Source organism: Pseudomonas sp. SC11 (genome assembly GCF_047039205.1).
Taxonomy (GTDB): Bacteria; Pseudomonadota; Gammaproteobacteria; order Pseudomonadales; family Pseudomonadaceae; genus Aquipseudomonas; species Aquipseudomonas boreofloridensis.
Window position 1 is genome coordinate 1066854 of record NZ_CP178183.1, and the last position, 25883, is coordinate 1092736.

Consider the following 25883-nt stretch of genomic DNA (forward strand, 5'->3'; position numbering starts at 1 on the left):
TTGAAACGAATGATAATACCTTTCATCTGCGCCGCCGAGTGTACGTCATTGCAACGTCACACGGGACCCGATCAAAGGCTGATACCGACGTCGAACACGATGCTGCGGCCCAGGTTGGCGCGCAGGAAATCCGGCGCGTCCGGGTGTGCGAACAGCACCCGGGCGAAGGTCGGTCCCACCAGCGACAGCGAGCGCCAGCCCTGGCGCAAGTACTCGGTGGGCGGCGGGAAATGGCTGTTGAGGTCGAGCACTTCGCGCTTGAGGCTGGCGAAGGCGATGATGTCCAGCTCGCCCAGGTCCAGCCCGCGCTCGCGGTAATTGCGCGCCTTCTTGCCCAGCGTCGGCCCCAGGCGGCCGATCAGCTCCTGAGCGCTGATGCGCCGTGGACGCGCCTCGCGACGCACCAGTTGCGCCAGCGAAAACGCGCTGCGTCGACGCTGCAGTTCCTCGCGCCATTCGTCGTTGAGCCGGCGGCCCTGGTCGAGCACGAAGAACACTTCGAAGGCCGCATCGCGAAACAGCACGTCCGGTGGCTCCTGGCCGGCCGGGGTGAAGTCTTCGCTGCGGTAGGGAATGTTCAGCCCTTGCAGCAGGCGCTGGCAGACCCAACGCTCACGCTCCCATTTGCGGGCATTGGACAGGAAGGCATTGGCTTGTTCGGCCTGGATGGTAAGCAGGCGCAGGTAATCTGAGTCATCCATGGCAACAAGCTTAGTCTGCAATTGTGAAGGATAAGGTCTTGTCTTCACGCAAGATTCGCGAACCGGCTTCGGGTGTAGACTCGGCGGCATCCGCCACCGATGCGAGGTCGTCATGATCAGCGCCCAGGTCCTGTCCAGCACCAGCCTGACCCTCGGTTGGCTGGCCTACGCACCGTTGCTGCTGTGGGCCGCCAGCCGCACCCGCTGGGTCGAGCTGTTCAGCGACCCGCGCCGCCAGCACCTGCTGTTCGGCACGGTGCTCGCGCTGTTTGCGCTGTGGATGGTGCGGCGCGATTTCGACTCGGGCGTGTCCTACCATTTCCTCGGCATGACCGCCGTGACGCTGCTGCTGGATTGGCCGCTGGCGGTGCTCGGCGGTTGCCTGGCGCAGCTCGGCCTGCTCGCCCTGGGGCGCCAGGACCTCGCCGCCCTTGGCATCAACGGCCTGCTGATCGTGGCCTTGCCCGTGCTGGTTACCGAAGCCTGCGCCACGCGGGTCGAACGGGCCCAGCCACGCAACCTGTTCGTCTACATTTTCTGCTCCGGCTTCTTCGCCGCCGCCCTGGCAACCCTGGTGTGCCTGCTGGCAGGCATGGCGCTGCTGTGGCTGGACGGCCTGTTCGCCATGCCCGAATGGCTCGGCGACTTCATCGGCTACCTGTGGCTGACGATGTTCCCCGAGGCCTTCATCAACGGCACCGTCATCAGCGCGTTGGTGGTGTTCTGTCCCGAGTGGCTGGAAACCTTCAACCGCACCCGCTACTTGCAGGCGCCGTGGAGGGAAGACTGACGGCGTTCAGCTCGCCGCGCTCAATGCCGGGGTTCAAGGTCCCCCGAATACAGTTCGTCTTCGGACTCCGGTGCCGCCGGAATCTTGTGCTCTTCGGCCGCCCAGGCGCCCAGGTCGATCAACTTGCAGCGGTCCGAGCAGAACGGCCGGTTCGGGCTGTTCGCGCTCCATTCCACGGGGGCGCCACAGGTGGGGCAATCGACGGTCATTGGCTGGCTCAAGGCTGGCCTCCTCGTAAAGTCAGGTAAAAGGCATGCAACTGATCGATCTGCTGATGCAGCCACGGCAGGTCGCGGTCGTTGACCACCACATCGTCGGCATGGCGCAGACGTTCCTCGCGCGACAGCTGCGCTGCCAGGATCGCCTGTACCTGGGCTTCGCTGGTGTCGTCGCGTTGCAGCGTGCGAGCGATCTGCACGCTTTGCGGCACGTCGATCACCAGGATGCGTTGGGTTTTCTGGTACTGGCCGGATTCGATCAGCAGCGGCGAGACATACACCGCGTAGGGCGATTGCGCTTTGGCCAGGTAGCTGAAGATCTCCTGGCCAATCAGCGGATGCAGCAACTGTTCGAGCCAGCGCCGCTGCGTGGGGTCGCTGAAGATGCGCTCGCGCAACGCCGAGCGGTTCAGCGTACCATCCTCCAGCAAGACCCCTGCACCGAAGCGCTCGACGATGCTGGCCAGGGCCGGCCGGCCCGGTTCCACCACCCAGCGCGCGGCCTGGTCGGCGTCCACCAGGTGCACGCCGAGTTCGACGAAGCGTTCGGCCGCCGCACTCTTGCCGCTGCCGATGCCGCCGGTGAGGCCGAGAATCCAAGGGGTGAAGGCTGCAGTGGTCATCAGTATCCAAGCAGTTGCAGGTAGGAAGCGTGTATTTCATCACCCCAGAGCCAGGCGATCCACCCCGCAATGGCCAGATAAGGTCCAAAAGGCAGTGTGGTCTGCAACGAGGCCTTTTTGATCTTCAGCAGACACACCCCGACCAGCGCCCCCACCAACGAGGCCAGCAGCAACGTCAGCGGCAGCACCTGCCAGCCGCCCCAGGCCCCGAGCAGCGCCAGCAGTTTGAAGTCGCCGTAGCCCAAGCCTTCCTTGCCGGTGATCAGCCGGAACACCCAGTACACCGACCACAGGCTCAGGTAACCGAGCACCGCCCCCCACAGCGCATCGGCCAACGGCACGAACACCCCGAAGGCATTGATCACCAGGCCCAGCCACAGGGTCGGCAGCACCAGTACGTCTGGCAGCAACTGATGGTCCGCATCGATCAGGCTCAGGGCCAGCAGACACCAGGTCAGCAGCAGGCCCAGCAGCGCCTGCTCGCTCACGCCGAAATGCCACGCCACCAGCCACGACAACAGCGCGCAACTCAGTTCCACCAACGGATAGCGCAGGCTTATCCGCCCCCGGCACGCCGAGCAGCGCCCGCGCAACAACAGGTAACTGAGCAGCGGAATGTTTTCCCACGGCCGAATCCGATGCTGGCATGCCGGGCAGTGCGACGCAGGCAGGCACAGGTCGAAACGCGGGTAGGACACCTGGCCCAGGCCCAGCACCTCACGCGCCTCCTTCTGCCACTGGCGCTCCAGCATCACTGGCAACCGCAGCACCAGCACATTGAGAAAACTGCCCACCAGCAGGCCAAGCAGCGCCGCTCCGGCCAAGAACAGTCCCGGCTGGTCGACAAGCAATATCCACAGGTTCATGTCAGATCAGGCTACCCAACTGGAAGATCGGCAAGTACATGGCCACCACCAGGCCACCCACCAGCACGCCGAGGATCAGCACGATGGCCGGCTCCAGCAGGCTGGTCAACTGTTCCAATACCAGACCCACCTGTTCCTCGTAATGACAGGCCGCCTTGTCCAGCATCGCGTCCAGCGTGCCGCTGGACTCGCCAATGGCCGTCAACTGCACCAGCAGCGGCGCGAATAGCGGCTCCAGCGCCATCGCCTGATGGAGCCCCAAACCATTGACCATGCCCTGACGCAACTGCCCGACCGCCCGCTCGTGCAGCGCATCGCCACACGCCGGCGCCACCGTGTGCAGCGCATCGAGCAACGCCACCCCCGCGCCATAGGCCGTCGCCAGACTGCGCGCGAAGCGCGCCAGCGCCGCGTGGCTGAGCAGCCGCCCGAACACCGGCAGCCGCAGCGCCTGACGAATCATCCACAGGCGCGTCGGCAGATGCCCACGGTACAGTTGCACACAGCCCACCCCGGTTATCCCCAACACCGTCAGTATCATCAGCAGATGCCGACCCAGCCCGTCGGACACATCGATCACCCACTGCGTGAACACCGGCAGCTCCTTGCCCACCCCCGTGAACATGCCCTCGAAGCGCGGCACCACCTCCAGCAACAACAAGGCCGCCACCGCCAGCCCGGTCAGCAGCAGAATCAACGGATACAGCATCGCCTTGCGCACTCGCCGCTTGAGCGCCTGACGCCGTTCGAGCATGTCCGCCAACTGTTCCAGTTGCCGATCCAGCGTCCCCGACTGCTCACCCACCCGCACCAGGTTGCAGTACAACCCATCGAAGCCGCGCGGCTGACGCTGCAACGCTTCTGCCAAACCCAACCCCGCCGCCACCTCCTGCTGCACCCGCCCCAACAGCGCCACCATCGCCGCATCCGCGCCACTGCGCCCCATCACCTCGAACGCCTGCAACAACGGTACTCCCGCCTTCAGCAGCGTCGCCAACTGCCGCGAAAACCCCGGCGCATCCACCCCCTCGCGCCGCCCCGGCAACCGCCAGCCCACCTCGCTCGCCGGCCACACCCGCGCCGCCTGAATACCCTGGCGCAGCAACCCCGCCCGCACATACGCCGGACTGCGCCCCTGCACCCGACCCGTCACCTGCGCCCCGTGCGCATCCGCCCCTTCCCACGCATACCACCGCATCGCCCCCATCACAGCCTCCTTGGCCACCGACAAGCCCGGTAACAGCTCGCCACGCCCTTCCCAGGGCAGAAATCGCAGACGCTCACTAGAGTAGGTCAGCGGACATGACGTCCCACCGCGCAGGGGTGACAAAAGGTGTCCATTGGGCTCTACTGCGCGCCAGCCGGCCCCCGACCCCAGGTCGTGGCCAGACCGAATCGACAAGGAACCTGTTATGAAAGGGCAACGCGGCATCACCCTCATCGAACTGATGATCGTCGTAGCGATCATCGGCATCCTCGCCACCATCGCCATCCCCATGTACACCAACCACCAGGCCCGCGGTAAAGCAGCCGCCGGGTTGCTGGAAATCTCCGCCCTCAAGACCCCGATGGATCTGCGTTTGAACGAAGGCAAGGACGTGACCGACGCCGCCAGCCTCGGCGGACAGGCCAGCACCGCGCACTGCGCCATCCTCGCCAGCGGCACGGCGGCGGCGGGCACCGGCAGCCTCGTCTGCACCCTGCTCGATGCACCCGCCAACGTGCTGGGCAAACGGCTGACGCTGACCCGTTCGGCCACGGGCTGGGCATGCAGTACGGACCTGGAAAGCGATCTGGCGCCGAGCGGTTGCGCCGGGTTGCCGGGGCAGGGCGAGGGGCAGGGGAATAAGTGAGGCGAAACAGAGGTTTGCGTAACGCGCACGGCAGTGGTAGCGTTGCGCACACGCCGGTGTAGCTCAGTCGGTAGAGCAGCGCACTCGTAACGCGAAGGTCGCAGGTTCGATTCCTGTCTCCGGCACCAGTATATTCAGGCCTTTCAGCGGTTTTCCCCCTCTCGCCACTTTGGCTGTGACAGCAGCGTGACAGCATGTCGGCCTCCCTTAGTCAGATCGCCCGCAATGATCTCCTCTATGAATCTATTGCTAGATAGCGATTCTGAGCTGTTTGAGATTATGAGTGCCTAGTGTGTTGCTACGTGCCATCTGGGGCGTTTGCCTTAGGCCCAGGAGTGAATTTTGACTCTATCCCGTTTCTCACCGATTGAGCTTCTGGAAAGGCATCGGTCATGAGATTCGTCGCGTTGTGTAGCGTGTCAGCGGCTAGCGAAACCGTTGTAGTCATGTAGTCAAGATCAGCTTGGTTGGGTAGTCCGGAGCCGCGCCCGTTGTTCTCCGCCGTTGTAAATGACATAGGAAGAACGTGCGAGTATTGAGAAAGCAGGTTCCAGACCGCGTAGAAACTTGCCTTGTCTAGCCCTACGTACGCGTACTCGATGATCTCGTCCCGAGTCGAAATTGTGACGTTGTCCCCCGCTAGGCTGCGCTTTTTGGTCTTTTCGTCCAACGCTTGAAACCATGGATTTGGGCCGAGCCTCTCACGGAGTTCATCTGCTTGGCGTATCCAATCTGCTGCTGCTACCTCAGCCCTGACCCTGGTCATCATCTCCGCTCTACGCGAGTGGTCGTTGATGTAGAGGACAAACAATCTTGCAGACCACTCCGCGTTGCAGGATGGGGTTTTAGCCAGATACCGAAAGAGCAAATACCCTTCAAGAAGTGCTCTTGAGTGGCCTGCAATGCAGGCAAAGTCCCAGTTTTCGAAGTCCGACGCTACCCACCGGGATCTAGGCAGTGCGCATATCATTGCCATGGAGTGGGCGCACAATCTTTTGAATACTTGGGCGGAAAAACCCATGTGCAGATCGGAGATCTCTTCTCGGATAGCCTGACTCACTGCCATCGCCTCACATGTGGCGACGTCAAGTTTCGAGAGCGCGTCGTTGTAGTCATCGTCTGTGCACTTCAGGTCTAGAGGGTATGGCGATTCGTTCACTAGTGCTGCTCCTTGGGCGTGGAAGTGTTACTCCCCGTATTGACTACGAATATGTAAAACAGTAGTGGTTGAGCATTGCGCGTGTCTGGCTGCGGCGCGGATACCTAGTCCGGCCCTGAGCAGTTCGCTAACCCGATTGTGAAGGTCGATCGTGTCCCAGGAAGTGGTGTAACTCATCATGGCGCTGGCCACTGAGTTTGCCGTTTAGTTGATCACGGCCGACAGCTTGGCTTGTGGATTATCGCTGACGGATTCAAAGGCCTCCGACTGCATATATCGCCGTTGCAGGCACCATTCGTCGTTCTGCTCCAGCAGCATCGCGCCTACCAGCCTTGTGATCGCAGGATCGTTGGGGAAGATGCCCACGACGTCGGTGCGGCGCTTGATCTCTGCGTTGAGCCGCTCCAGTGGATTGGTGCTGTGCAGTTGCTGTCGATGCGCTTTGGGAAACGCCATGTGCGCCAGCACCTCGTCCTCGCACCCGTCCATGAGTGTTGCGATCTTGGGGTACTTTCCGCGCAGTTGGTCTGCAACCAAGCGCCACTGTTGGTGGCATTCAGCGCGGCTATCTTGGGCGAAAACCGTGCGCAGAAGCGCCGCTACCATGGTGCGTTGGCCCTTGCCGACATGGGCCATAACGTTGCGCATGAAATGCACGCGACAGCGCTGCCAGGTCGCGTTGAAGACCTTGGAAACCGCAGCCTTCAAACCTTCGTGGGCATCGGAGATGACCAACTTCACGCCACGCAGGCCGCGCCGCATAAGGCTTCGCAGGAAGTCCGTCCAAAACGGCTCGGCCTTCGACGGCCCAACCCGCATGCCCAAGACTTCGCGGCCACCATCCGTGTTCACGGCCACGGCAATTGTTACGGCGACCGAGACGATGCGTCCGGCCTCCCGCACCTTGACGTACGTGGCGTCGATCCACAGGTAAGGTCAGTCTCCTTCCAAAGGGCGATCAAGGAAGGCGTGGACGCGTTCATCGATCTCGCCAGCCAGCCGTGACACCTGGCTCTTGGAAATGCCGGTCATGCCCATGGCCTTGACCAGCTCGTCCACCGAACGCGTTGAAATGCCTTGGATATAGGCTTCCTGGATCACCGCCGCCATGGCCTTCTCGGCAGTACGACGAGGCTCAAGAAAGCCGGGGAAATAGCTGCCCTGACGCAGTTTCGGGATCTTGAGATCGACATCGCCAGCGCGGGTTTGCCAGAGGCGATCCCGGTAGCAGTTGCGGCTGTTGATCCGGTCAGGGCTTTTAACGTCGAAGCCGGCGCCGCACAGGCTTTCGACATCGAATTCCATCATGCGTTGGGCAACGAACTGGATCATTTGCTTGAGCAGATCAGCGTCTGCCCCTTTCTCAACCAACTCGGTCAGTGCGATAGTGGGCTCGGTCATCGTGGTTTTCCTGGTGAGTGTTAGGTCTTCGCAAACTCAACGTTAGCCAAGAACCACGATGACCACCCTCTTTCGCCCACAGGGCGCCTTCGGTTGGTTCAGTTACACCACTTCTCGGGGCACGATCACCGACCGCTAGCCAATTCGGGAAGAACAGGGGCTTGGCTCGCTGCTGGCATAAGCCCTTTCCGGGGCGTGGGGAGTGTAACCAGTAAAAAGCCGGTGTTCTTGGTGTTCCGAAAGCGCTGAAAACCAGGAGCCACAGGGCCTATAGCCCAGGAACACCATTGCGAACATGTGGAACACGAAGGTGCAGGAACACAAAAGGTGTGCCGTACCCATTAGATTCAGGTGGACCACTATGGAATGGGCTTGAGGTGGTTATTAGGCAAGTTAGGTTGGTACACCACACCAGTGCCAAAGGCCGGCCAGCAGGAGGGGGGCGGTATGTATAGTCGAGACAGAGGATCCGAGCCTATTTACGTTAATCGCCTCAACGACCTTTCACGAAGGTTAGCTAGGCCCAGTTCGGTCATTACCCGGCTCTGGCCTACACCTTTGGCTTTCGAAACTTACGCTGCCTTGGTTAGACAACACCGTGTCGCCCCCCCCCCTTTAAATCTGGAAGTCACTAGGCGTCTGTAGCGAATCTGACCAATAAAATCCGCAATCCTGCGCGCGGCACGCCCATGAATCATCACGATGTGAAGGTTAATGGTCAGCGAGTCTTCAGGCCCTTCAGGTATGAGATGCCTGCTGGCACTGCATCCAAAGACGATGTAAACCTTCACGAGCTGGCGCCTAGACTCTACCGATGGGGATGGGTATTCTCAGCTACAACCCGGACGTCATGGCCCAATGCCATGTTACTGGTGCGACTGTGTTATCAAAGGATGAAAGCATGAAGCTCGTACGCGCAACTGTTGGGCCTTTTCGCTCAATCAATGAACCACAAACGGTGGCCATTGATCCCGAAGTGACTGTACTGGTCGGCATGAATGAGGCCGGAAAAACAGTTTTTCTCAAAGCATTGCACAAGGCCAATGATTCTTTGGGAAAGGAAGTTTTTAACATCACGGATGACTACCCTAGGAAAGATGTAACCGCTTACCGGAAGCGGCATGACGATAATCCGGACGTTGCGGCTGAATTGACGTACAGGCCTGTTGCGAGCGAACTCGATAGAGTTAATAAGCTAGTTGGCACCGACTTAACCGAAGGCTTTGAGTTTTCGATAACTTTTGATTATAAAAATCAGCGGATAAACTCTGTTAACGTAACTGATGGGCCCGCCCTCAAGAAAATGTCATCAAACATGGCATTGAGTGAAGGAGTGAGAGCTATTCTCAAGGATGCAACGACTATCAGATCCGCCTTCAAGGTCCTTGAAGAATTTGAATCCCCAAATGATGCGGATACTACGCTGATTGAGTCGTTGAAAAAAAGGATAGCTGCCGCAGATGTGAGCAAGGGCTGGGATCATATTTCCGCTTATGAAGTATTGATAAATTTGAAACCATCAATACCCAGCTTTTTGTATTTCAGCGATTACGATTTACTACCCGGAAAGCTGAACCTTCTCGATCTCAAGCAGCGAGTAAAGGCTGCGGCGGCTGATCCTGCTAATGCGAACAAACAGATCGAGCCAAAGCACCAAGCGGTCCTTGCACTGCTTCGGATGGCCGAGGTAGATTTGTCCGATTTCGACAACGGTAAATCCTACGAGGAACTAAAATCGCAGATAGAAGCTGTTTCTATCAGCCTAACTGACCAGGTTCTAGAGTTCTGGAAGCAGAATGAAGACCTTGAAGTCGAAATAGACATTCGCCCAGACACCTCCGACGCCGCCCCATTTAATAATGGTCCAAATATCTATCTCAGGATTAGAAACCGCCGTCATCGTGGCGTTTCTACCCCGTTTGATCAACGCAGTCGCGGATTCATCTGGTTCTTTAGCTTTCTTGTATGGTTCGATAGTGTTCAGCACCAGCTCGACGCGAGCGGGAATGCTGGGAATAAGTCTTTGGTGCTCCTACTCGATGAGCCTGCGCTTGCTCTTCACGCGCTTGCACAGACAGATTTCCTCAGCTACATCGATCACCTGTCCGAAAGCTATCAGGTAATATATACCACTCACTCGCCGTTCATGGTGCACTCTGACAGACTGCATCAGGTACGTGTAGTGGAAGACAAGGTTAAAATTGGTACAGTGGTTTCGGATAACCTTTCCGGCTCTGATCCTCGTACTATTTTCCCTCTCCAAGCGGCACTTGGTTGGAACCTGGCTCAAAACTTATTCGTTACCAAGTTCAATCTCTTGGTTGAAGGCATTTCAGAGTTGTCGATATTGCAGGCCATGTCCCATATAGTCGAAACTTCTGGGGAGGTGGGACTAATTAATAATGCCACCATCGTGCCCGTTGGCGGCTTAAGCAATGTTGCCACATTTGTATCCTTGTTGGGGGCGAATGGCCTTAATCTTGCGGTACTGCATGATTACAGCGGAAAACCGGAGCAAAAACTTGAGTCTTTAATTCAGCAAAAATTGCTGAAGAAAAAATCGGTATTCAATTTCTCTCAGTTCCGTGATCTTTCAAAAATCGGGGAAGACAGTGTTGCGACAGATGTCGAGGATTTGCTTGACCCTGATAGATACATGATGGTTTTCTCAAACATATTTCAGAAAGAGCTTGGTCATAAGGCTATTACCCAATCGGACCTTCCACCAGGGGATCGAATTGTCGGACGAATTGAAAAGTACCTCACAACCCACAGCATAAAAATCCGCCCTTCCGGAGGTTATAACCATTACGCAGTGGCTGCGGCTTTCGTGGCAAATATCGCTGAAAACTGTACCGATGATACTCTTGCTCGATTTACAGCATTGTTCAAAGACATCAACGCTGCACTGAAATAACCTGTACATCCAGCCGGGACACTCTCCCGGCTGAATAATCAGAAGTCAACAAGTCATTCTTGATGTTACGCCATCGAACTACGGGGATTGCCTCGACTGTTTTCAAAGAGCGTTACGGACATTCGGCTAGGAGCCCCTATGCCAAAACTGGTACTTTATTTCAGACTAGGCGAAGCTCCTAAATCAGCAAATACTTTTTCGCTTCGTGCTTTTTACGAAAACGCAGGCTCGCGATAGCGAAATAACAAACACCTTGAAAAAGGCATGACTTTCCATGATTAAAAGAATAGATAAAATTACCATAGCCAATGTTAAGGGTATCGAAAATTCTGCTTTTGATGTTCAGTTAATTCCAAATAAACCGACTCTCGTTGTAGCGCCCAACGGATTTGGAAAAAGCTCCATTACTGCTGCTTTTCGCTCGCTGCGTTCGAAGAGGATGGAATTAGACAAGGATGAATGCCACAAAGGAGACGAAGATCTCAATCCTTCTCTTAAAATCAGCTTTACCATGCAGGATGGAAGGAAGCTTGAAAAAGAAGCGAACCATACCAAAAATGAACTAGCCACAGAATTTGGCGTTCATGTAATTAATAGCCAGCTGGTTTCAAAAGCAAAAAAACTCAGAATTGGCGGTGCCAATATTGTCACCTCAGCAATTGAAGTCACTCCAGTCGTTCTGATCAAAAAAATTCCTGAAAAAGCTAAGTTCAGCTACTCCTATGCAGAGGCAAAGGTAAGCTTCGGAAAAAATGGTAAAGTCCTACCGAATATCTCCAATATTCTAACTGACAACCGTGCCATGGCCAAAATTTGGAATCAGATCGATTTTTCTAAACAAGCACAGGCCGGTGTTAAAAAAGCAATAAAAGCTCTACGGGATGAGATCAACGCCCAAAATGGTAATTCAGCACAAATTATTGCCAACATTGATGATGATACAATACAAGCAGTATTAGCCATTGACTTTGTTAGTGGCATTTTGGAGGCTTTTGCGGAGTCTGGAATAAATCACACCTCGCAAATCGACGATATCCTCGCAGCACTGCAGATTGGTGATATTCATGCCAGCGACAAGGCAAGCTTTAAAAAGGCAGGAGAGCGTGCCAACTACTTGTTCGAGAAAGCAACCTATATTGAGGATTTCACTTCTCTTAAAGGCACATGGCGCAACATCCAACCAAAAGAAAAAGACGATGAACTCGTAATTGCCTTCCCAAAGGCAAATCAAATCTCTAACGGAGAACGAGACATCATTTGTTTTGTCGCTCAACTGAAAAAGGCTAAGCTACAGCTCAAGAAAAACAAGGCTATATATTTTAGTTATAGATGAGATATTCGACTATCTAGACGATGCCAATCTAGTTGCCTGCCAGTACTATTTAACTCAAATGATTTCAGAGCTAAAATCTGAAGGCCGTCAGATTTTCCCATTAATCATGGCGCACTTAAGCCCTGGATTTTTCAGAAACTTCACGTTTAGCGATCAGAAAGTCTGCCACCTAAACAAAATTGCGGTGGCGGACAAAGCAGTTGAAAGCATTATATCGAAACGAGAAGACCCTACGATATCAGAGGCAATTTCGAAGTACTTCCTGCACTTTCACTCTGACGATATAGATCTTACTAACGAGTTTCAGGCCCTCAATCTTTCTGCTGAACTCGCTAGGGCGTCTCAATTTTCTGCACACTGCGCGAATCAATTGAAACGCACGCGATCCATAAACCCCACCTGCCCAACAGTGGGGTAACGGGCTACCGTAGCATCTCTGGCGAGCAGTTCCACGGTAACAGCGCTTCGTAGTCTGCTACGGACGAGGCGTGCGGTAGCCGTTCAAGTACGTGGCGCAGCCACGTATAAGGCTCTTGGCCGTTGACCTTGGCGGTCTCGACCAGGCTGTAGATCTTCGCGCTGGCACTGGCGCCGTTGACGGTGTCGCTGAACAGCCAGGCCTTGCGCCCTATGACAAACGGCTTGATCGCTCTTTCGGCCGTATTGTTATCGATGGGCAAGTAACCCGCTTCGACATAGCGCTCCAGTCGACTCCAGTTATTCGCCAGGTAATGCACTGCCTTGCCCAACGCACTTTGTGCGGTCACCTGCGACTGGGTTTTATCTAGCCAGATTTTCAGTTGTGTCAGGATCGGCAGACTTTTCTCCTGTCGACCAGTAAACCGCTGTTCATCACTGACGTCCTTGAGCTCGCGCTCGATGCCGTACAGCTTGTTGATCATCGCCAGCGCGATATCAGCCCGTCCGGTTTTACCTTTGGGCTGCACTTTTTGCGCGTCCACGAACTTGCGTCGCGCATGGGCCATGCACGCCAGTCGCTCCACGCCCGGCTGCAACGCCAACGCGTTATAGCCGGCGTAATCATCAGTCATGACATAGCCACGGTAACTTTCCAGCAAGCGCAACGGCACCTCCTGCGCACGGCTGGACGTGTAATCAAACAGCACAACTTTTCGATCCGGTGGGCCACTGGCTTGCACCCACATCCAGGATTGACTGGCCGGATCTCGATCCGGTTCTTTCAACACCTGGACACGGGTTTCATCGCAGTGAATCACTGGGCTTTCCAGCAACCGATCACGCATCAAATTAAGCAGTGGCTGGAAATGCTCGCTGCACTGGATCACCCAGCGTGCCAGCGTTTGCCGAGGGATATCGATACCGTGCCGGCTGAGTACCGTTTCAAACCGATGCAACGGTAAACCGTCGACATACTTGGCGGTCAGTAGCATGGCCAGCACGCTGGGACTGGCCATGCTTTTCTCGATCAACTGGGCGGGCTTGTCGGCGGTGACCGGTGCGGCTTCACAGCCACGGCAAGCGTAGATCTTGCGGATATGTGTGATGACCCGGATCTGCATCGGCACGATATCCAGTTGCTCACTGGTTTCTTCCCCGATGGCATGTTTGCGGCAACCGCAAGCACAGGTCAGTTCGTGTTCGGGCAGTTCGTGGATGACTTCGATACGCGGCAGATTGGCTGACAACGGCTTGCGTTTGCCACGACGCACTGTGGGTGCAACGACTTCCTCATCGGCGTCGCCAACCAACGGCATTGGCTCGCTTTCAGGCTCATTGAACAAGGCCAACTGTGGCGTGTTGGGTTCTACGGATTGCTCGGACTTGCGTCCAAACAGACGGTCACGCAACAGCTTGATCTGTTCTTTCAGGTCGACGATGTGAGTCTGATAAGCCTGAGCGGTTTCCTCCTGACGATTGAGGGCCTCAAGCAACAGTTGCTTGAGCAAAACAGGATCATCAGGAAGGTCATCGGGCAGAGAAATCATGGCCCGGATTATACCGGGTCATGCCACGTAGCGCGGCGTCAAAACCTGATGAGGACGATTACGCCAGAGGTCAAAACCGTCGAGCAGCCAGTTGAGTTCCTGGACGGTCAGAATGATCGCCTCGTCGGTGGCGTCTGGCGATGTTTTGAAACGCTCGGATTCGAGGCGCTTGAGCCAAAGGCAGAAGCCGTTTCGTTCCCAGTAGAGGATCTTCACGCGGTTGCGCGGCTTGTTGATAAACACGAAAAGCACGGGGTCAAACACCGCCACTTTGATATCCAGTTCGACCAGAGCGGCCAGGCCGTCAATCGACTTTCGGAAGTCGACGGGCTTGGGGTAGAGATAGACTTTTTCGACTTTGGCGTCGGGTCGCATCATGACGGGGCTGGCTCCAGAAAGAGATCGGGAGCACAGCATTGGGGATCAGCTTCGCGCTTTGAATGTGGGGTTCATGGAGCGGTTACATTGAAACGATATATCGAAGGCAAAACCTTCGACCCCCTTGCAGTTTGCAGCGGAGTGCGCAGACAAGTAGAAAAACTAAGCTTCGACTTAATAGAGGACGAGTTCGAGGACGACTTTCTATCAACACACAAAACCGTTAATAAATTACAGTTCGCCCAATCGACGGGCGTCTCTGTTCCTGAGGTTTATTTTTTGCTCGCGGTAATTTATAACGATGCAATGCATGTCAGGTCCAACCAAGATAACTTTTCTGGACTAGGGGCAAAACTGGCTAACCTCACAATAAAACATATGATTTCCACATTGGTTGAGCCTGAGGCGCCATAGTTGTACGGTGCAGAGCAGGGCGCATAAAGTTTTACTATTGAGCGCCTCACCACCATGACGGTAGCCCGTTTTGGAAGCCAGCAAATTATCGCATATACGCTATCAGACCGCAGGGGTGTCACCATTGACCATTGCAGCTCGAATTCAGGAATGCGCAACCAAGCTCGCTATAGGAGATGCCGAAAATGCGTTCATCCAACTTGCAATTGCCATCGACGGTACAGCCAAGCTGCTTTATCCAGGAGATAAGACATCTCAGTGTTGTAAAAAATTTCTGAAAGACGCCCTGCCTTTCATTCTCTGGTCACTAACCAATGGGACACCAGCTAAAACAAATAGCCTTTCGTTTAAAATTTCGGGCTCTAGCGAGTCGAGCACATATATAGAATTCGAAGATCTTGTCTACAAAGTCATGCGCTGCTCACTACTCCACGAAGGCAAACTCTCGGAGAAAGTGGAGTTTATAAACGCCCTCTACGTCGGCACGCGGAACGGGAAAATACAGTTTCCGTTAGCATTAATTGGTTCCTTGCTCTTCGCAGTGATCGCCAGTCCAGTGAATGAGCGCCAACGAGTTTCTGAATCGACTTCATTCATATTTGGCAAAACTAAGGTTCCTGTAAACCACATGCTTGGAAGCCAGGAGAAAACCAAAATAGCGATCCGCAACGGCTTTCTATATAACGTAGGCACCGCCTTCAGAATCTGAATGGCGAAGTCAGTCGCACATAGCCTGACGGCTGATCCGTCATTGCAGCGGACGCCCCTCGGCCGCAACTGAGCTACAACGTGAATGGCTAAGATTATTGGGTGGCTTCAGCCAGTGAAAGCACGAGTTCTGCCCCTACCGTTCAAAGGTGATTAGTAAAATCAACCAAACTATGCCGTAGGCAAGACTCACATCAATAGAGGCAGCTTCCAGGGAGTACAGGTCCCTACTAAAAAATAGAGGCGTGGTTCTCACTGAGAACAGACGGCACTCGCCCTAATTAATATGAACCAAACACCATTACTCAATCCGAGCATGGTGTTTGGATCGGGTAGGGAAGCTGGCTTAAGGCCGCTTTGGGGGTTTAAATATCTGTCAGCTGTTCAAATTTGACATCACTGCGTCAATCCAGAATCCTACGATGAGAAATGAAATGAGATTTTTGCGGTGACATAGTCGGAATGTAGAAAACGGTCAAGCTATCACCATACCCCAGTAATTTTTCAGATGCTGAGATCGTGTCCCGAGAAGTGGTGTAACTGAACCAACCGAAGGCGCCCTGTGGGCGAAAGAGAGTGGTCATCGTGGTTCTTGGCTAACGTTGAGTTTGCGAAGACCTAACACTCACCAGGAAAACCACGATGACCAAGCCCACTATCGCACTGACCGAGTTGGTTGAGAAAGGGGCAGACGCTGATCTGCTCAAGCAAATGATCCAGTTCGTTGCCCAGCGCATGATGGAATTCGATGTCGAAAGCCTGTGCGGCGCCGGCTTCGACGTTAAAAACGCTGACGAATAAACAGCCGCAACGGCTACCGTGACCGCCTCTTGAAGGCGACTGGCCTTACTGGTGGGTTGGGAATCTTCACCGTCCTGAAATTTCCAGAACTTTGGCGGTGATCCAGAAACATCTGACCTGCTGACTATGCATTACCACTACATTGTGTTGTATCGAGTTTTCGATGTCTCTGAATCGCCTATCTGCAACGAAACTAAACCACCTACTCAATGCGTGAGTAGGCGGATGTCTGTGATGCCTAAGTTAGCGTTAATTAAAACTCGAAGAAGGAATAATCGTAAGCGCTTCATGAACCCCACCTAACCAACGATGGGCAGAGCACTCAGCTATGTATTTGAGGTGTGCAATTCCACGGCAGCAGCGCTTCGTAGTCTTCCACTGAGGACACCTGCGGCAGGCGTTCCAGTGCGTGGCGCAGCCACGCATAGGGCTCTTGGCCGTTGGCTTTGGCCGTCTCGACCAGGCTGTAAAGTTGCGCACTGGCCGTCGCCCCTCTGGGCGTGTCACTGAACAACCAGTTCTTTCTCCCGATGACAAACGGGCGGATCGCACGCTCGGCCGCGTTGTTGTCCATCGGCAAGTAGCCGTGCTCGACGTAGCGCTCCAACTTGCTCCAGTTGCTGGCCAAGTAGCCGATGGCCTTGCCCAAGGTATTCTGCGTCGTGACTTGAGGTTGCGTTTTCTCTACCCAGCTTTTCAGCTGAGCCAGCAATGGCAGGCTGCGCTCCATGCGGGCAGCCTTACGATCTTCATCGCTGCCGTCCTTAAGGTCGCGCTCGATGCCATACAGCTTGTTGATCAAACTCAGGGCGATGTCTGCGCGCCCGGTTTTACCCTTGGGCTGCACCTTCTGCGCTTCGACGAACTTGCGGCGCGCGTGAGCCCAGCAGCCCAACCGCTCCACGCCGTCCTGTGCAGCCAGGGCGTTGTAACCGGCGTAGTCGTCGGTCATGACATAGCCGCGATAGCCATCCAGCAGGCGCGTCGGCACCTCCTGCGCTCGGCTGGTGGCGTAGTCGAAAAGGATCACTGGCCGATCAGGTGGGCCGCCGGTTTGTACCCACATCCAGGATTGGCTACTGGGCTCACGGCCAGGCTCTTTCAACACCTGCACACGTGTTTCATCACAGTGGATGATCCGACTGCTCAAGAGGCTTTCGCGCATCAGATTCAGCAGCGGTTGGAAGTGCTCGCTGCATTGAATCACCCAGCGTGCCAGGGTTTGGCGCGGGATATCGATACCGTGGCGCCCCAACACTTTTTCGAAGCGATGAAGCGGTAGGCCGTCTACGTATTTGGTGGTCAGCAGCATGGCCAGCACACTAGGGCTAGCCATACTTTTCTCGATCACTTGGGCAGGCTTGTCCGCCGTTACGGGCGCTGACTCGCAGTCGCGGCAGCCATACACCTTGCGAACATGTTTGATGACGCGAATCTGCATCGGGACGATTTCAAGCTGTTCGCTGACCTCTTCACCAATGGCATGTTTGCGGCAGCCGCAAGCGCACGTCAGCTCATGCTCGGGCAGTTCGTGGACAACCTCGATACGCGGTAAATCAGCCGGCAGTGGTTTGCGTTTACCACGGCGCTTGGTCGGTGCAACGACTTCTTCGTCGCCGGCCTCATCCGAGGGTTCTGCCAGGCTTTCCGCTTCGTCGAAGAGTAGCAACTGGGGCGTCGCCGCATCGCCTGTCTGCTCGGTCTTGCGCCCGAACAGGCGCTGGCGCAACAGCGCAACTTCCTCTTCGAGATGAACGATCCTGCCCTTGTCGCACGTGCGCTCGTTGATCATCTGCTCAAGCAGTTGCTTGAGCAGAGCAGGATCGTCAGGGAGGTCTTCGGGCATGGAAATCATGCCGCGGATTATACCGAATCAGGCGACGTATCGAGGCGTCAAAACCTGATGCGGACGGTTGCGCCAGAGGTAGAAGCCGTCGAGTAGCCAGTTCAGTTCCTGAACGGTCAGTACGATGGCCACGTCAGTCGGATCGGGTGAGGTTTTGAACCGCTCGGAGTCCAGGCGTTTGAGCCAGAGGCAGAAGCCGTTGCGTTCCCAGTACAAGATCTTCACGCGGTTGCGCGGCTTGTTGAGGAAGACGAAAAGCACCGGGTCGAACACCGCCACTTTGATATCGAGTTCGACCAGCGCAGCCAGGCCATCGATGGACTTTCGGAAGTCGACGGACTTGGGGTAGAGGTAAACTTTTTCGACTTTGGCGTCGGGTCGCATCATGGTCGGCGAGCTCCAGAAAAAAATCGGGAGCACAGCATCGGGGATCAGGTAAGCGCTTTGAATGTGGGGTTCATGGAGCGCTTACGAATAATCCCTAGGCTTCCACACCTCAGTGTATGGATTGCCGGAAACCCTCACAATTTTGCGCGCAGGCTTGATTGTGGGTGTGAAACCAAATCGCGCCCAGCACACTCGATCAGTCACAATGGCGAAACTGCCGTCCTCTTGAATGCGAGCGTAGGCGCCTGGATGAGCGTCGGTACCTGTCCACCAGATCGGTTGATGGGCGGAGTTGTAAATCACGAACTGGCCATCATTCTGCATGGCCGCGAAAGCGCCATCTTTGTTCTGGGTGTAGGAGGCCCAGATCACCTTGTTGTTTTTTCCATAAAAGACCAAATTGCCATCGTTTTGGAAAATCAGGCGCGACGTACCAATTTCAAAGCTGTCACCATGGTTGATTATCGTGCCGGGTGGAATGATGGTGGCGGGTGTGCTTGGATCTTGAAGTGGCGAGCCAGGTGCATACCAGACGGGGAACAGATCAATAATGACGATGTTTCCATCATCTTGCAGCTGGAGATATGTACGAAGTGCCGCGCTGAAAGTATCTCCAACAGGAACAGAGGCGTTCACTGTATGCCAAATACGGCCATGTTCGAGATCATACACAGTAAGCTCATGACTGATATAAGTCTGGGATACATCACCTTTACTCCATCGTTTAGGATAGACCTGGCTGGAGTAGGCAGCACTTGCATTCGCGACCCACACTGCATTTGCTCCATCATAAAGAGCAAGATTACGATCATTCTGAGCATACAGTTTGTAGCGGCCGTTAGGCGACTGAAGATATTGATCAACGCCCAGCGTGGTGCGGGGCGGGAGAACTGAGCTGCCATTTCTCGTGAATGGACGTAGGTTCGTTTCCATACTATTCACCTTTGAGTCGATTTAATGTACAGGATGCCCTGCATGTCGTTCGCTCATAGGCGGTGGCTCGGGGCTCAAGTCCCTCGTGCTGACAGATTCAGGCTTAATGCTTTATGCAAGCTGGAATCTGAAGCTGATGGAATAAACCATGCCATACCAGAACTGTATATGCAACCAGTATTTTACGTTTTCAAATCTCCACGCTCTGCTGTGCTCGATTACTGCCGTGAGCATCGCGCTCTTTGGCCTTTGAACACTTGGGAGGGGTCACTGTGCTCTTTGGCGTGTGGGTAGGTCCGGCGCCTGTTCTCCTCGGATCCTGCGACACGCGAAGTCGGCTGGGTGGCCGTGTGGATTGGCTGTATTCATCGCGATGACTGCCCCGTCTAGTTTAATCGCACACTTCACGTCCTCAAGCTGGCCAGCCTCAGCAGTCTGAAGTATGTAATGGCCGCGCAACGCTGGCAGGTTGACTTGCAATGGAGCGCGGCCTTCAACGTTCACCGGGTCGACCGCTAGATAAGCTCCACCACGTTGCTCGTTGGCCGGAAACGGGCTGCTTGGAGACACTAAAAAGTCTGACTTTCAGCCGCTGGCAATTGGCTAATCAATAGAGCTATGGCTAGCCGCTACGGATATCTCTCTCCCGTAGCGAATCATAGCGGTTCGCGCACGATGTACAGTTTCGGAGATTCCACCGGAGTTTATGCTTTAACGTTCTCGACTTTGGATCTGGCTCTGCAGTGGCTAAGTTCTGATCAAGGCGGCTGCCTTTGCATCAATCGCTCAGCGCAAGCATTTCTCAGCCGCTCAACCCGCACTGCAAGAGGGTCAAGAATTCGTAAAATCAGCCAGGTGTAAAACGAACTGATGCCCAACTCAGCCCCCTTGCTCCAGGTCCTCCAAACCCCCCCCATCCTCAGCAACGGCCAAGCGGTGTGTCAACCCAACACCCTCTAGAAACGCCTCATCATGCGACACCACTACCAACGCACCCCGATACCCGCTCAGCATCACCTCCAACGCCTGAACCGAAGCCAGATCCAAATGATTACTAGGCTCATCCAGTAACAACAACTGCGCAGGTGGGGCAGCGTAGAGCACGCAAGCCAGCGCCGCCTTCAGGCGTTCCCCGCCACTGAGCGAACCGCTCGGCACGGTAATTTTCTGCGCATCCAGCCCAAGTTGCGCAAGGCGCATCCGCAGTTCCCCCTCTGTGGCAGCGCGGTTGGCCGCCAGCATCTGCTCCAGCACCGTACGCTGCGGCGCCAGATTCGATAGCCGCTGGTCTAGATAGAAGCCTTCCACAAACACTTGGCAACTCCCGGACAACGGCTGAAGTTGCCGGGCGAGCACTTTCAGCAAAGTGGACTTGCCGCACCCGTTGGGGCCGACGACGCCAACCCGCTGTTGTCCGGTCAACATCAAGCTGATGGTGCGAGTAGCACCCGACACGAACGGAAGTTCCACGTTCTCCAATTCAGCGATTCGTCTCTGGGAAGGGGATACCACAGGTAAAGCGTGCACCGTGATCGCCATGTTGTCTTCGACCTGTTGAGCGGCCTCACAGACGCGCTGGGTGAGTCGTTCGCGGCTCGCCGCCTGTTGTTGACGCAACTTGCCAGCCGAGCCCTCGCTACGTTCTTTCTGACGGCCCAGCAGCACTTTGGCTTGATTAGCGTCCTGAGCCCGACGATTACCACGGGCCTGGCGGCGTTCCAGGCCCTCGCGTTGTTCTTGCAAGGATCGTTCTTCGCGTTGACGCTCGAGCTTGCGCTGTTCAAGTTGCTGCTGGGCGTTCTGTAATTCCAGCGCTTTGCATTGCGCGTAAAACCCGTAGTTACCGCCATAGCTGCGCAGTCCCAGAGAGGACAACTCCACGATTCGCGCCATCGTTTCCAGCAACTGGCGGTCGTGACTCACCACCAGCAGCCCGCGCGTCCACTGCTGCAACTGCGCGATCAGTGCCTGACGGCTAGGTCGGTCGAGATGATTGCTGGGCTCGTCCAGAATGAGGAAGTCCGTGTCCGACAAGAAGGCGCCGATCAGCGCGACGCGCATGGCCTCGCCGCCACTGAGTGCGCTGGCAGGCGTGCGGGCATCGAGATAAGTCAGGCCGGCGCGGTCCAGCGCGTGTTGCAGGCGTGCGCGTATGTCCCAGCGCTCGCCCACCGCCTCGAAATCTTCGACCTCACTGCTGCCTGCCTCGATACGTTCGAGCGCGTCGAGGGTGGCCTGCACGCCGGCAAGGCCTGCGACGGTGATATCCGGCGCGGGCGATAGGTGCTGGCTCAGGTAATGCACGCTGCCCGACCGCGCGCAGCGCCCGGTCGTGGGCTGCACCTGTCCCGCCAGTAGGCGCGCCAGCATCGTTTTGCCGACACCATTGCGCCCGACCAGACCCGTGGGGCGCTGGTCGAATTGTTCGTTGAGTTCGCGGAATAAAGTGCTGCCGTCCGGCAGCACATGAGACACGCCTTCCAGCGTGAGAAAGGGGCTCGTCATAAGTCATTTCCATGGATGCCAAGAACTCCCCCTGCTCGTGGGGGTAGGTGGAGACTGGCCGTCGTGAAGACGGCGGCATCAATGGCGCATGACGAACACCTCGGGATGTGGGTTGTGGCGCAATTCTAGAAGCAACTGCGAGGGTGTGCAAAATCGTGGGGCATTGAGCGCCGTTTTCAGCACAGATTTGCTGTCTGAGATATCAGCGCTTGCTGGATCGCCTATGGCCCCACGCTTATCTGCCGTATAAGTCCTGCCAACACTTGGGCACTGAGAAAAAGTCCGGCCCCGAACACCAGGTGCGTGACCAAGCTCTTGATGCAATTAACCAACGGCGTCTGAGTTTTACACGCGAAGAACCCCGCCCCCATGGCCGGCTGCAGGATGCAGAGCGGTGCAACGACTGTAACGACCCCAACCATCAGCGCCGGCGCTAGCGTAGGTGCCAACAACCAACCCGTGCCCATGACAGCCACTAACGCCACCGCGAACATCACGCCAACGGCGTAATGAATCACCCAGCCCACCCAGCGCTCACGCCGCACCGACTCCGCTTTGGCAATCGCCGTGTGCTTGAAACGCCCCTTCAGCAAGTGCCCCGCCCAGCGGCCGACCATCGCGAAGTCGAGTGTGGCGACGCCCAGCCGCTTCAAGATCAAACTCCACATATCCATCACTACGGTGGCGCCTATACCAATCGTCAGGGCTGCAAAGAACAGTGCAGTGATCGTCATGTGAAACCCTCTCGTTGATTGACGTGGATCTTTACGCCGCGCAGCATACAAGTTGAAGTCGACTTCAACTCAAGAGGCAAAGATGGACATTGCAGACGTCGCCCGGCGCACGGGCGTGCCCGCTTCGACATTGCGTTACTACGAGAAGAAGGGCTTGCTCACTTCGCTGGCCGGTCACGGGCAACGGCGGCAGTTTGCGGCGGACGTGATAGACCGTCTGGCACTTATCGCGCTCGGGCAAGCGGCGGGTTTTTCCTTGGAAGAGGTGGGGGCCATGCTGGTCGAGGGGCAGGTCGATCGCAGCAAGTTGGTCGCCAAGGCCGATGAACTGGATGCACGTATCAAACGTCTGCAGGCCATGAGCAAAGGGTTGCGGCATGCGGCGAAGTGTCCCGAGCGTGATCATCTCAGTTGTCCGACATTCCAGAGAATCACCAAGATCGCTGCTGCGGGGTATTGGCTGGGAGGCAGGTCAGGGCAAACGCGGCTCAACGCGTGGGCGAGCGCCCGGGTGCCAGCCTTGGGCGCTGTGCGGTAGCGTGGATTACGAGGCCAGGACGATGATCCCGTCGTCCGTGAGCGCCCACTGGGCATGGACTTTTACTCGTGGTGTTGTCACCAGAGCGCGAACTCGTAGGTCAAGTAGATCCGGTTACTGTCGCGTCCGCGGGCGAAGTCAGAGCGGTAGACATAGTTGCGCAGTCTGACGCCCAGCCCTTTGATGGGGCCGGACTGCACGACATACGCCAGCTCCATGTCCCGCTCCCATTCGTTGATTTCGGCGTCGTCGGAGCGTCCATTATCTCCGCTCAGGTAGCGCGCCATGAAGGTAAGCCCTGGAACCCCTGCGGCAGCAAAATTGTAGGCGTAGCTGGCCATCCAGGTCTTCTCGTCTTCTTCGATGAACTTGCCGATGCCGACGTTGCTGAACGAGTAGACCGTCGCCCCGCTGATATAGGGCAAGCCCGCTTCGCCATTGAGAACCTGGTAGCCGGCCCCAACGGTGTGGCCGGAGTGGGTATAGGACAATTGCCCGCTGAACAGGTCGTTATCGATCACGCCCCCATAAGCGGCGCCACTGTCGCGGCTCTTGAAGTAGCGCAGGTCGGTAGTCAGAGCGCCGCCGGCGACGGGGAGTGTGTGGACCATGCCCAGGTAGTCCTGGCGATAGAAGTCTTCCAATCGGCCGTGGAAATAGCTGAGGCGTAGTTGCTTGCTCAGGGCGTAGTCAGCGCCAGCAAACGTGAAGTCCCCCGATTGCCCGCCGCCATAGCCATCAAGGTACAAGCCAGTGCTGTTGGACGAGTCACGCTGCTTGAAACGATCCAGGTAACCGGCGCTCAAGGTGAGCCCTTCGATGTCAGTGCTGGTCAGTTGGGTGCCTTGGTAGGTCTGCGGCAGCAACCGTGCGTCGTTGTAGACCAGCACTGGGATCTTGGGTAGCAACGTGCCATGTTTGACCACAGTCTGTCCCGCACGCAGCTTGGCCGTCACCCCGGCACTGGCGAATTCCTCGGCGGCGCGGCCACCCTCGTGTACCGGTAGCAGACCGGTCCCGCTGCGACCGCGCCCCGAATCCAGGCGTAGGCCAAAGAGCCCCAAGGCATCGACTCCGACGCCCACGGTGCCTTGGGTGAAGCCTGACTGGTAATCGAGCAGGGCACCTTGCGCCCATTCCACCCGCTCGCTTTTGGCGTTGGCGGCCGCGCGGGGGCTCATGCCCTGTTCGTCACGGAAATTTTCGTTGAAATACACGTTGCGCAATTGCAGCTTGAGCGCGCTGTCTTCGATGAAACCGGCAGCGCCGGCCACAGGCAACCAACCGCAGAGCACGCCACAGGCGGCCCCACGGAAAAGGATTCGGGACATGTGCGGTACTCTCTTGTTGTTATTGGATAAGCGGGCGCGCGCTGCGCCCTGGACAGATCAGACGAAGAAGGACAGTGCCCCGGTGAGCAACGCCAGCGCGGTAATGACCAGTGATGTCAGCACCGCCCATTTCACGGTCGCTTTCTGGAAGTCGCCGATATCCCGATCCACCATGCCGACCAACAGCAGGGTCGAGGCCACCAGCGGGCTCATCAGGTGCACCGGTTGGCCCAGTACCGAAGCGCGTGCGATTTCGATGGGATCAATGCCATAGGCAGCGGCGGCGTTGGCGAGAATGGGCACCACGCCGAAGTAGTACGCATCGTTCGAGAGAACGAACGTCAGCGGCATGCTGGTCAACGCCACCACGAGTGGGAACCAGTGGCTCCAGGCTTCCGGAATCCAGTCCACCAGCGTTTGGGCCAGCGCATCGACCATTTTCGTGCCGGAGAAGATGCCGGCGAAGATGCCGGCTGCAAAAACCAGCAGCACCACAGTCATGGCATTGCCCGAATGGGCCAGAATGCGTTCTTTCTGCAACTCCAGTTGCGGGTAGTTGATCATCAGGGCGGCGACGAAACCGATCATGAACAAGATGGCGGCGTGCATCACCCCCAGCACCAGTGCGGTCATGACGGCGATCACCAACACCAGGTTCACATAAGCCAGTCGCGGGCGTTTATGCGGCGCCTCCCCGAGAATCTGCTTGATGTAGCAATTCCCGCCGCCGGACTCCAGGGCAATGTTGCCGATACGCTTGCGCTCGGCTCGGCCCAGCAGGTACGCCGTGAAGACCACCCAGGCGGCTCCGCCGATCACAGTCGGCAGCATCGGGATGAAGTATTCGGTCGCATCCAGCCCGAGCGCTGCGATAGCGCGGGTCGCCGGTCCTCCCCAAGGGCTCATGCCACTCATGATGCTCAGCGACAGCATCGATACCGTGGCCAGGATCATCGGATTCATGCCGATGCGCTTGTACAGCGGCAGCATGGCTGCGCAGGTGATCATGTAAGTGGTGGTGCCATCACCGTCGAGCGCCACGAGCAACGACAGCAGCGCAGTACCGATGGCAATCTTGATCGGGTCGCCGTTGACGCGTTTGAGGATCATCCGGATCAGCGGATCGAACAGGCCAGCATCGATCATCAGGCCGAAGAACAGAATGGCGAACAGCAACAGCGCCGCTGAGGGGGCCACCATCTTCAAGCCATCGAGCATCATTTTTCCCAGCTCGGGGGCAAAGCCTCCGATCACCGCAAAGACGATGGGGACGACGGTCAGGGCAACGATTGGCGACAGGCGTTTACTCATGATCAGGTAGGTGAAGGTCACCACCATGATCAGGCCCAGAAGTGCGAGCATGGTTTTCTCTCTTGTTTTTATTGTCATGTGGCCATCTGCAAGGCAGACGGCCTCCTGTCCCATGGCATCTCTCAACGAGGTGCCGTGGGATTTCGATGCGACAGGAGGCGAATGAGGC

The 25883-nt window shown here is 56.5% G+C and carries 22 protein-coding genes, 1 tRNA gene and 3 pseudogenes; 9 read left to right on the forward strand and 17 right to left on the reverse strand.

The genetic code is table 11. From position 1 onward, the window contains the following. Window positions 1-71 precede the first annotated feature (71 nt). Window positions 72-701, reverse strand: a complete 630-nt coding sequence (locus ACK2SD_RS04885) for a DUF1780 domain-containing protein (RefSeq protein ID WP_039580132.1) — start codon at window positions 699-701, stop codon at window positions 72-74. 112 nt (window positions 702-813) lie between these two features. Between ACK2SD_RS04885 and ACK2SD_RS04890 the strand changes: the two genes are divergently transcribed. After that, window positions 814-1491: an energy-coupling factor ABC transporter permease gene (locus tag ACK2SD_RS04890; RefSeq protein WP_412461503.1), complete on the forward strand. Its 678-nt coding sequence runs from the start codon at window positions 814-816 to the stop codon at window positions 1489-1491. A 20-nt stretch (window positions 1492-1511) separates the two neighbouring features. On the opposite strand, the gene yacG is transcribed toward ACK2SD_RS04890, so the two are convergent. Genes yacG through ACK2SD_RS04910 form a run of 4 tightly spaced genes read right to left on the reverse strand, consistent with a single transcriptional unit; the run spans window position 1512 to window position 4405 of the window. Continuing rightward, window positions 1512-1712 carry a DNA gyrase inhibitor YacG gene (gene yacG, locus ACK2SD_RS04895; RefSeq protein ID WP_029614418.1) on the reverse strand — a complete coding sequence of 67 codons (201 nt, stop codon included), beginning with the start codon at window positions 1710-1712 and terminating at the stop codon, window positions 1512-1514. Continuing rightward, the gene (gene coaE / locus ACK2SD_RS04900; protein ID WP_116889126.1) at window positions 1709-2332 is read right to left on the reverse strand and encodes a dephospho-CoA kinase; all 624 of its coding nucleotides are present in this window, start codon (window positions 2330-2332) and stop codon (window positions 1709-1711) included. Before coaE ends, yacG begins: the two co-directional genes overlap by 4 nt. Further along, window positions 2332-3198, reverse strand: a complete 867-nt coding sequence (locus ACK2SD_RS04905; protein WP_412461504.1) for a prepilin peptidase — start codon at window positions 3196-3198, stop codon at window positions 2332-2334. Before ACK2SD_RS04905 ends, coaE begins: the two co-directional genes overlap by 1 nt. A 1-nt stretch (window position 3199) precedes the next feature. Beyond that, on the reverse strand, window positions 3200-4405 hold the full coding sequence (locus ACK2SD_RS04910; protein WP_412461505.1) for a type II secretion system F family protein: 1206 nt from the start codon (window positions 4403-4405) through the stop codon (window positions 3200-3202). 205 nt (window positions 4406-4610) lie between these two features. Here ACK2SD_RS04910 and ACK2SD_RS04915 point away from each other — a divergent pair, with 205 nt between their 5' ends. Then, window positions 4611-5051, forward strand: coding sequence for a pilin (locus ACK2SD_RS04915; RefSeq protein ID WP_116889120.1), 441 nt, complete (start codon window positions 4611-4613; stop codon window positions 5049-5051). 52 nt (window positions 5052-5103) lie between these two features. Then, a tRNA-Thr gene (locus ACK2SD_RS04920) sits at window positions 5104-5179 on the forward strand. A 170-nt stretch (window positions 5180-5349) separates the two neighbouring features. Here ACK2SD_RS04920 and ACK2SD_RS04925 read toward each other — a convergent pair. The 3 genes and pseudogenes from ACK2SD_RS04925 to ACK2SD_RS04935 form a co-directional block, all read right to left on the reverse strand. Continuing rightward, window positions 5350-6210, reverse strand: coding sequence for a hypothetical protein (locus ACK2SD_RS04925; protein WP_412461506.1), 861 nt, complete (start codon window positions 6208-6210; stop codon window positions 5350-5352). Between the two features lie 27 nt (window positions 6211-6237). Then, window positions 6238-6357: pseudogene (locus ACK2SD_RS04930) on the reverse strand (serine recombinase); the annotation flags it as partial. 57 nt (window positions 6358-6414) lie between these two features. Next, window positions 6415-7611 (reverse strand): annotated as a pseudogene (locus ACK2SD_RS04935) (IS256 family transposase). 901 nt (window positions 7612-8512) lie between these two features. Here ACK2SD_RS04935 and ACK2SD_RS04940 point away from each other — a divergent pair. Next, on the forward strand, window positions 8513-10528 hold the full coding sequence (locus ACK2SD_RS04940; RefSeq protein WP_412461507.1) for an AAA family ATPase: 2016 nt from the start codon (window positions 8513-8515) through the stop codon (window positions 10526-10528). Between the two features lie 274 nt (window positions 10529-10802). Further along, window positions 10803-11861 carry a hypothetical protein gene (locus tag ACK2SD_RS04945; RefSeq protein WP_412461508.1) on the forward strand — a complete coding sequence of 353 codons (1059 nt, stop codon included), beginning with the start codon at window positions 10803-10805 and terminating at the stop codon, window positions 11859-11861. 422 nt (window positions 11862-12283) lie between these two features. Here the strand turns inward: ACK2SD_RS04945 and tnpC (ACK2SD_RS04950) are convergent, their stop codons facing one another. Together tnpC (ACK2SD_RS04950) and tnpB (ACK2SD_RS04955) are read right to left on the reverse strand one after the other, a co-directional pair. Further along, a complete protein-coding gene (tnpC, locus tag ACK2SD_RS04950; protein ID WP_412460370.1) occupies window positions 12284-13828 on the reverse strand; it encodes an IS66 family transposase in 1545 nt (514 codons plus the stop codon). A gap of 18 nt (window positions 13829-13846) precedes the next feature. Next, window positions 13847-14206, reverse strand: a complete 360-nt coding sequence (gene tnpB, locus ACK2SD_RS04955; protein ID WP_412460369.1) for an IS66 family insertion sequence element accessory protein TnpB — start codon at window positions 14204-14206, stop codon at window positions 13847-13849. 87 nt (window positions 14207-14293) lie between these two features. On the opposite strand from tnpB (ACK2SD_RS04955), the gene ACK2SD_RS04960 reads away from it, so the two are divergent. From ACK2SD_RS04960 to ACK2SD_RS04970, 3 genes and pseudogenes are all read left to right on the forward strand, one after another. Further along, window positions 14294-14620 (forward strand): hypothetical protein, encoded by a 327-nt coding sequence (locus ACK2SD_RS04960; protein WP_412461509.1) that lies wholly within the window; start codon window positions 14294-14296, stop codon window positions 14618-14620. Between the two features lie 70 nt (window positions 14621-14690). Next, window positions 14691-15329, forward strand: a complete 639-nt coding sequence (locus ACK2SD_RS04965) for a hypothetical protein (RefSeq protein ID WP_412461510.1) — start codon at window positions 14691-14693, stop codon at window positions 15327-15329. A 641-nt stretch (window positions 15330-15970) separates the two neighbouring features. Continuing rightward, window positions 15971-16158 (forward strand): annotated as a pseudogene (locus ACK2SD_RS04970) (transposase); the annotation flags it as partial. 293 nt (window positions 16159-16451) lie between these two features. On the opposite strand, the gene tnpC (ACK2SD_RS04975) reads toward ACK2SD_RS04970, so the two are convergent. From tnpC (ACK2SD_RS04975) to ACK2SD_RS04995, 5 genes are all read right to left on the reverse strand, one after another. Further along, window positions 16452-17984, reverse strand: coding sequence for an IS66 family transposase (gene tnpC, locus ACK2SD_RS04975; protein WP_412461511.1), 1533 nt, complete (start codon window positions 17982-17984; stop codon window positions 16452-16454). Window positions 17985-18002: 18 nt separating this feature from the next. Continuing rightward, on the reverse strand, window positions 18003-18362 hold the full coding sequence (gene tnpB / locus ACK2SD_RS04980; RefSeq protein ID WP_412461512.1) for an IS66 family insertion sequence element accessory protein TnpB: 360 nt from the start codon (window positions 18360-18362) through the stop codon (window positions 18003-18005). Between the two features lie 81 nt (window positions 18363-18443). Further along, window positions 18444-19295 (reverse strand): putidacin L1 family lectin-like bacteriocin, encoded by an 852-nt coding sequence (locus tag ACK2SD_RS04985; protein ID WP_412461513.1) that lies wholly within the window; start codon window positions 19293-19295, stop codon window positions 18444-18446. An 879-nt stretch (window positions 19296-20174) separates the two neighbouring features. Beyond that, on the reverse strand, window positions 20175-21800 hold the full coding sequence (locus ACK2SD_RS04990) for an ABC-F family ATP-binding cassette domain-containing protein (RefSeq protein WP_412461514.1): 1626 nt from the start codon (window positions 21798-21800) through the stop codon (window positions 20175-20177). A 221-nt stretch (window positions 21801-22021) separates the two neighbouring features. Beyond that, entirely contained in the window at window positions 22022-22534 is a 513-nt protein-coding gene (locus ACK2SD_RS04995; protein WP_412461515.1) for a DUF2938 domain-containing protein, read from the reverse strand. A gap of 82 nt (window positions 22535-22616) precedes the next feature. Here ACK2SD_RS04995 and ACK2SD_RS05000 point away from each other — a divergent pair, with 82 nt between their 5' ends. Further along, window positions 22617-23072: a helix-turn-helix domain-containing protein gene (locus tag ACK2SD_RS05000; protein ID WP_412461516.1), complete on the forward strand. Its 456-nt coding sequence runs from the start codon at window positions 22617-22619 to the stop codon at window positions 23070-23072. Window positions 23073-23149: 77 nt separating this feature from the next. Here the strand turns inward: ACK2SD_RS05000 and ACK2SD_RS05005 are convergent, their stop codons facing one another. Together ACK2SD_RS05005 and ACK2SD_RS05010 are read right to left on the reverse strand one after the other, a co-directional pair. After that, a complete protein-coding gene (locus ACK2SD_RS05005) occupies window positions 23150-24403 on the reverse strand; it encodes an OprD family porin (protein ID WP_412461517.1) in 1254 nt (417 codons plus the stop codon). Window positions 24404-24460: 57 nt separating this feature from the next. Further along, window positions 24461-25765 carry a CitMHS family transporter gene (locus ACK2SD_RS05010; RefSeq protein WP_039580104.1) on the reverse strand — a complete coding sequence of 435 codons (1305 nt, stop codon included), beginning with the start codon at window positions 25763-25765 and terminating at the stop codon, window positions 24461-24463. Window positions 25766-25883: the final 118 nt, after the last annotated feature.

Coding starts and splice junctions, on each gene's coding strand:
- ACK2SD_RS04885 (WP_039580132.1), bottom strand. CDS start 701: ATGGATGACTCAGATTACCTGCGCCTGCTTACCATCCAGGCCGAACAA.
- ACK2SD_RS04890 (WP_412461503.1), top strand. CDS start 814: ATGATCAGCGCCCAGGTCCTGTCCAGCACCAGCCTGACCCTCGGTTGG.
- coaE (WP_116889126.1), bottom strand. CDS start 2,332: ATGACCACTGCAGCCTTCACCCCTTGGATTCTCGGCCTCACCGGCGGC.
- ACK2SD_RS04905 (WP_412461504.1), bottom strand. CDS start 3,198: ATGAACCTGTGGATATTGCTTGTCGACCAGCCGGGACTGTTCTTGGCC.
- ACK2SD_RS04910 (WP_412461505.1), bottom strand. CDS start 4,405: ATGGGGGCGATGCGGTGGTATGCGTGGGAAGGGGCGGATGCGCACGGG.
- ACK2SD_RS04915 (WP_116889120.1), top strand. CDS start 4,611: ATGAAAGGGCAACGCGGCATCACCCTCATCGAACTGATGATCGTCGTA.
- ACK2SD_RS04940 (WP_412461507.1), top strand. CDS start 8,513: ATGAAGCTCGTACGCGCAACTGTTGGGCCTTTTCGCTCAATCAATGAA.
- ACK2SD_RS04945 (WP_412461508.1), top strand. CDS start 10,803: ATGATTAAAAGAATAGATAAAATTACCATAGCCAATGTTAAGGGTATC.
- tnpC (WP_412460370.1), bottom strand. CDS start 13,828: ATGATTTCTCTGCCCGATGACCTTCCTGATGATCCTGTTTTGCTCAAG.
- tnpB (WP_412460369.1), bottom strand. CDS start 14,206: ATGATGCGACCCGACGCCAAAGTCGAAAAAGTCTATCTCTACCCCAAG.
- tnpC (WP_412461511.1), bottom strand. CDS start 17,984: ATGATTTCCATGCCCGAAGACCTCCCTGACGATCCTGCTCTGCTCAAG.
- tnpB (WP_412461512.1), bottom strand. CDS start 18,362: ATGATGCGACCCGACGCCAAAGTCGAAAAAGTTTACCTCTACCCCAAG.
- ACK2SD_RS04985 (WP_412461513.1), bottom strand. CDS start 19,295: ATGGAAACGAACCTACGTCCATTCACGAGAAATGGCAGCTCAGTTCTC.
- ACK2SD_RS04990 (WP_412461514.1), bottom strand. CDS start 21,800: ATGACGAGCCCCTTTCTCACGCTGGAAGGCGTGTCTCATGTGCTGCCG.
- ACK2SD_RS04995 (WP_412461515.1), bottom strand. CDS start 22,534: ATGACGATCACTGCACTGTTCTTTGCAGCCCTGACGATTGGTATAGGC.
- ACK2SD_RS05000 (WP_412461516.1), top strand. CDS start 22,617: ATGGACATTGCAGACGTCGCCCGGCGCACGGGCGTGCCCGCTTCGACA.
- ACK2SD_RS05005 (WP_412461517.1), bottom strand. CDS start 24,403: ATGTCCCGAATCCTTTTCCGTGGGGCCGCCTGTGGCGTGCTCTGCGGT.
- ACK2SD_RS05010 (WP_039580104.1), bottom strand. CDS start 25,765: ATGCTCGCACTTCTGGGCCTGATCATGGTGGTGACCTTCACCTACCTG.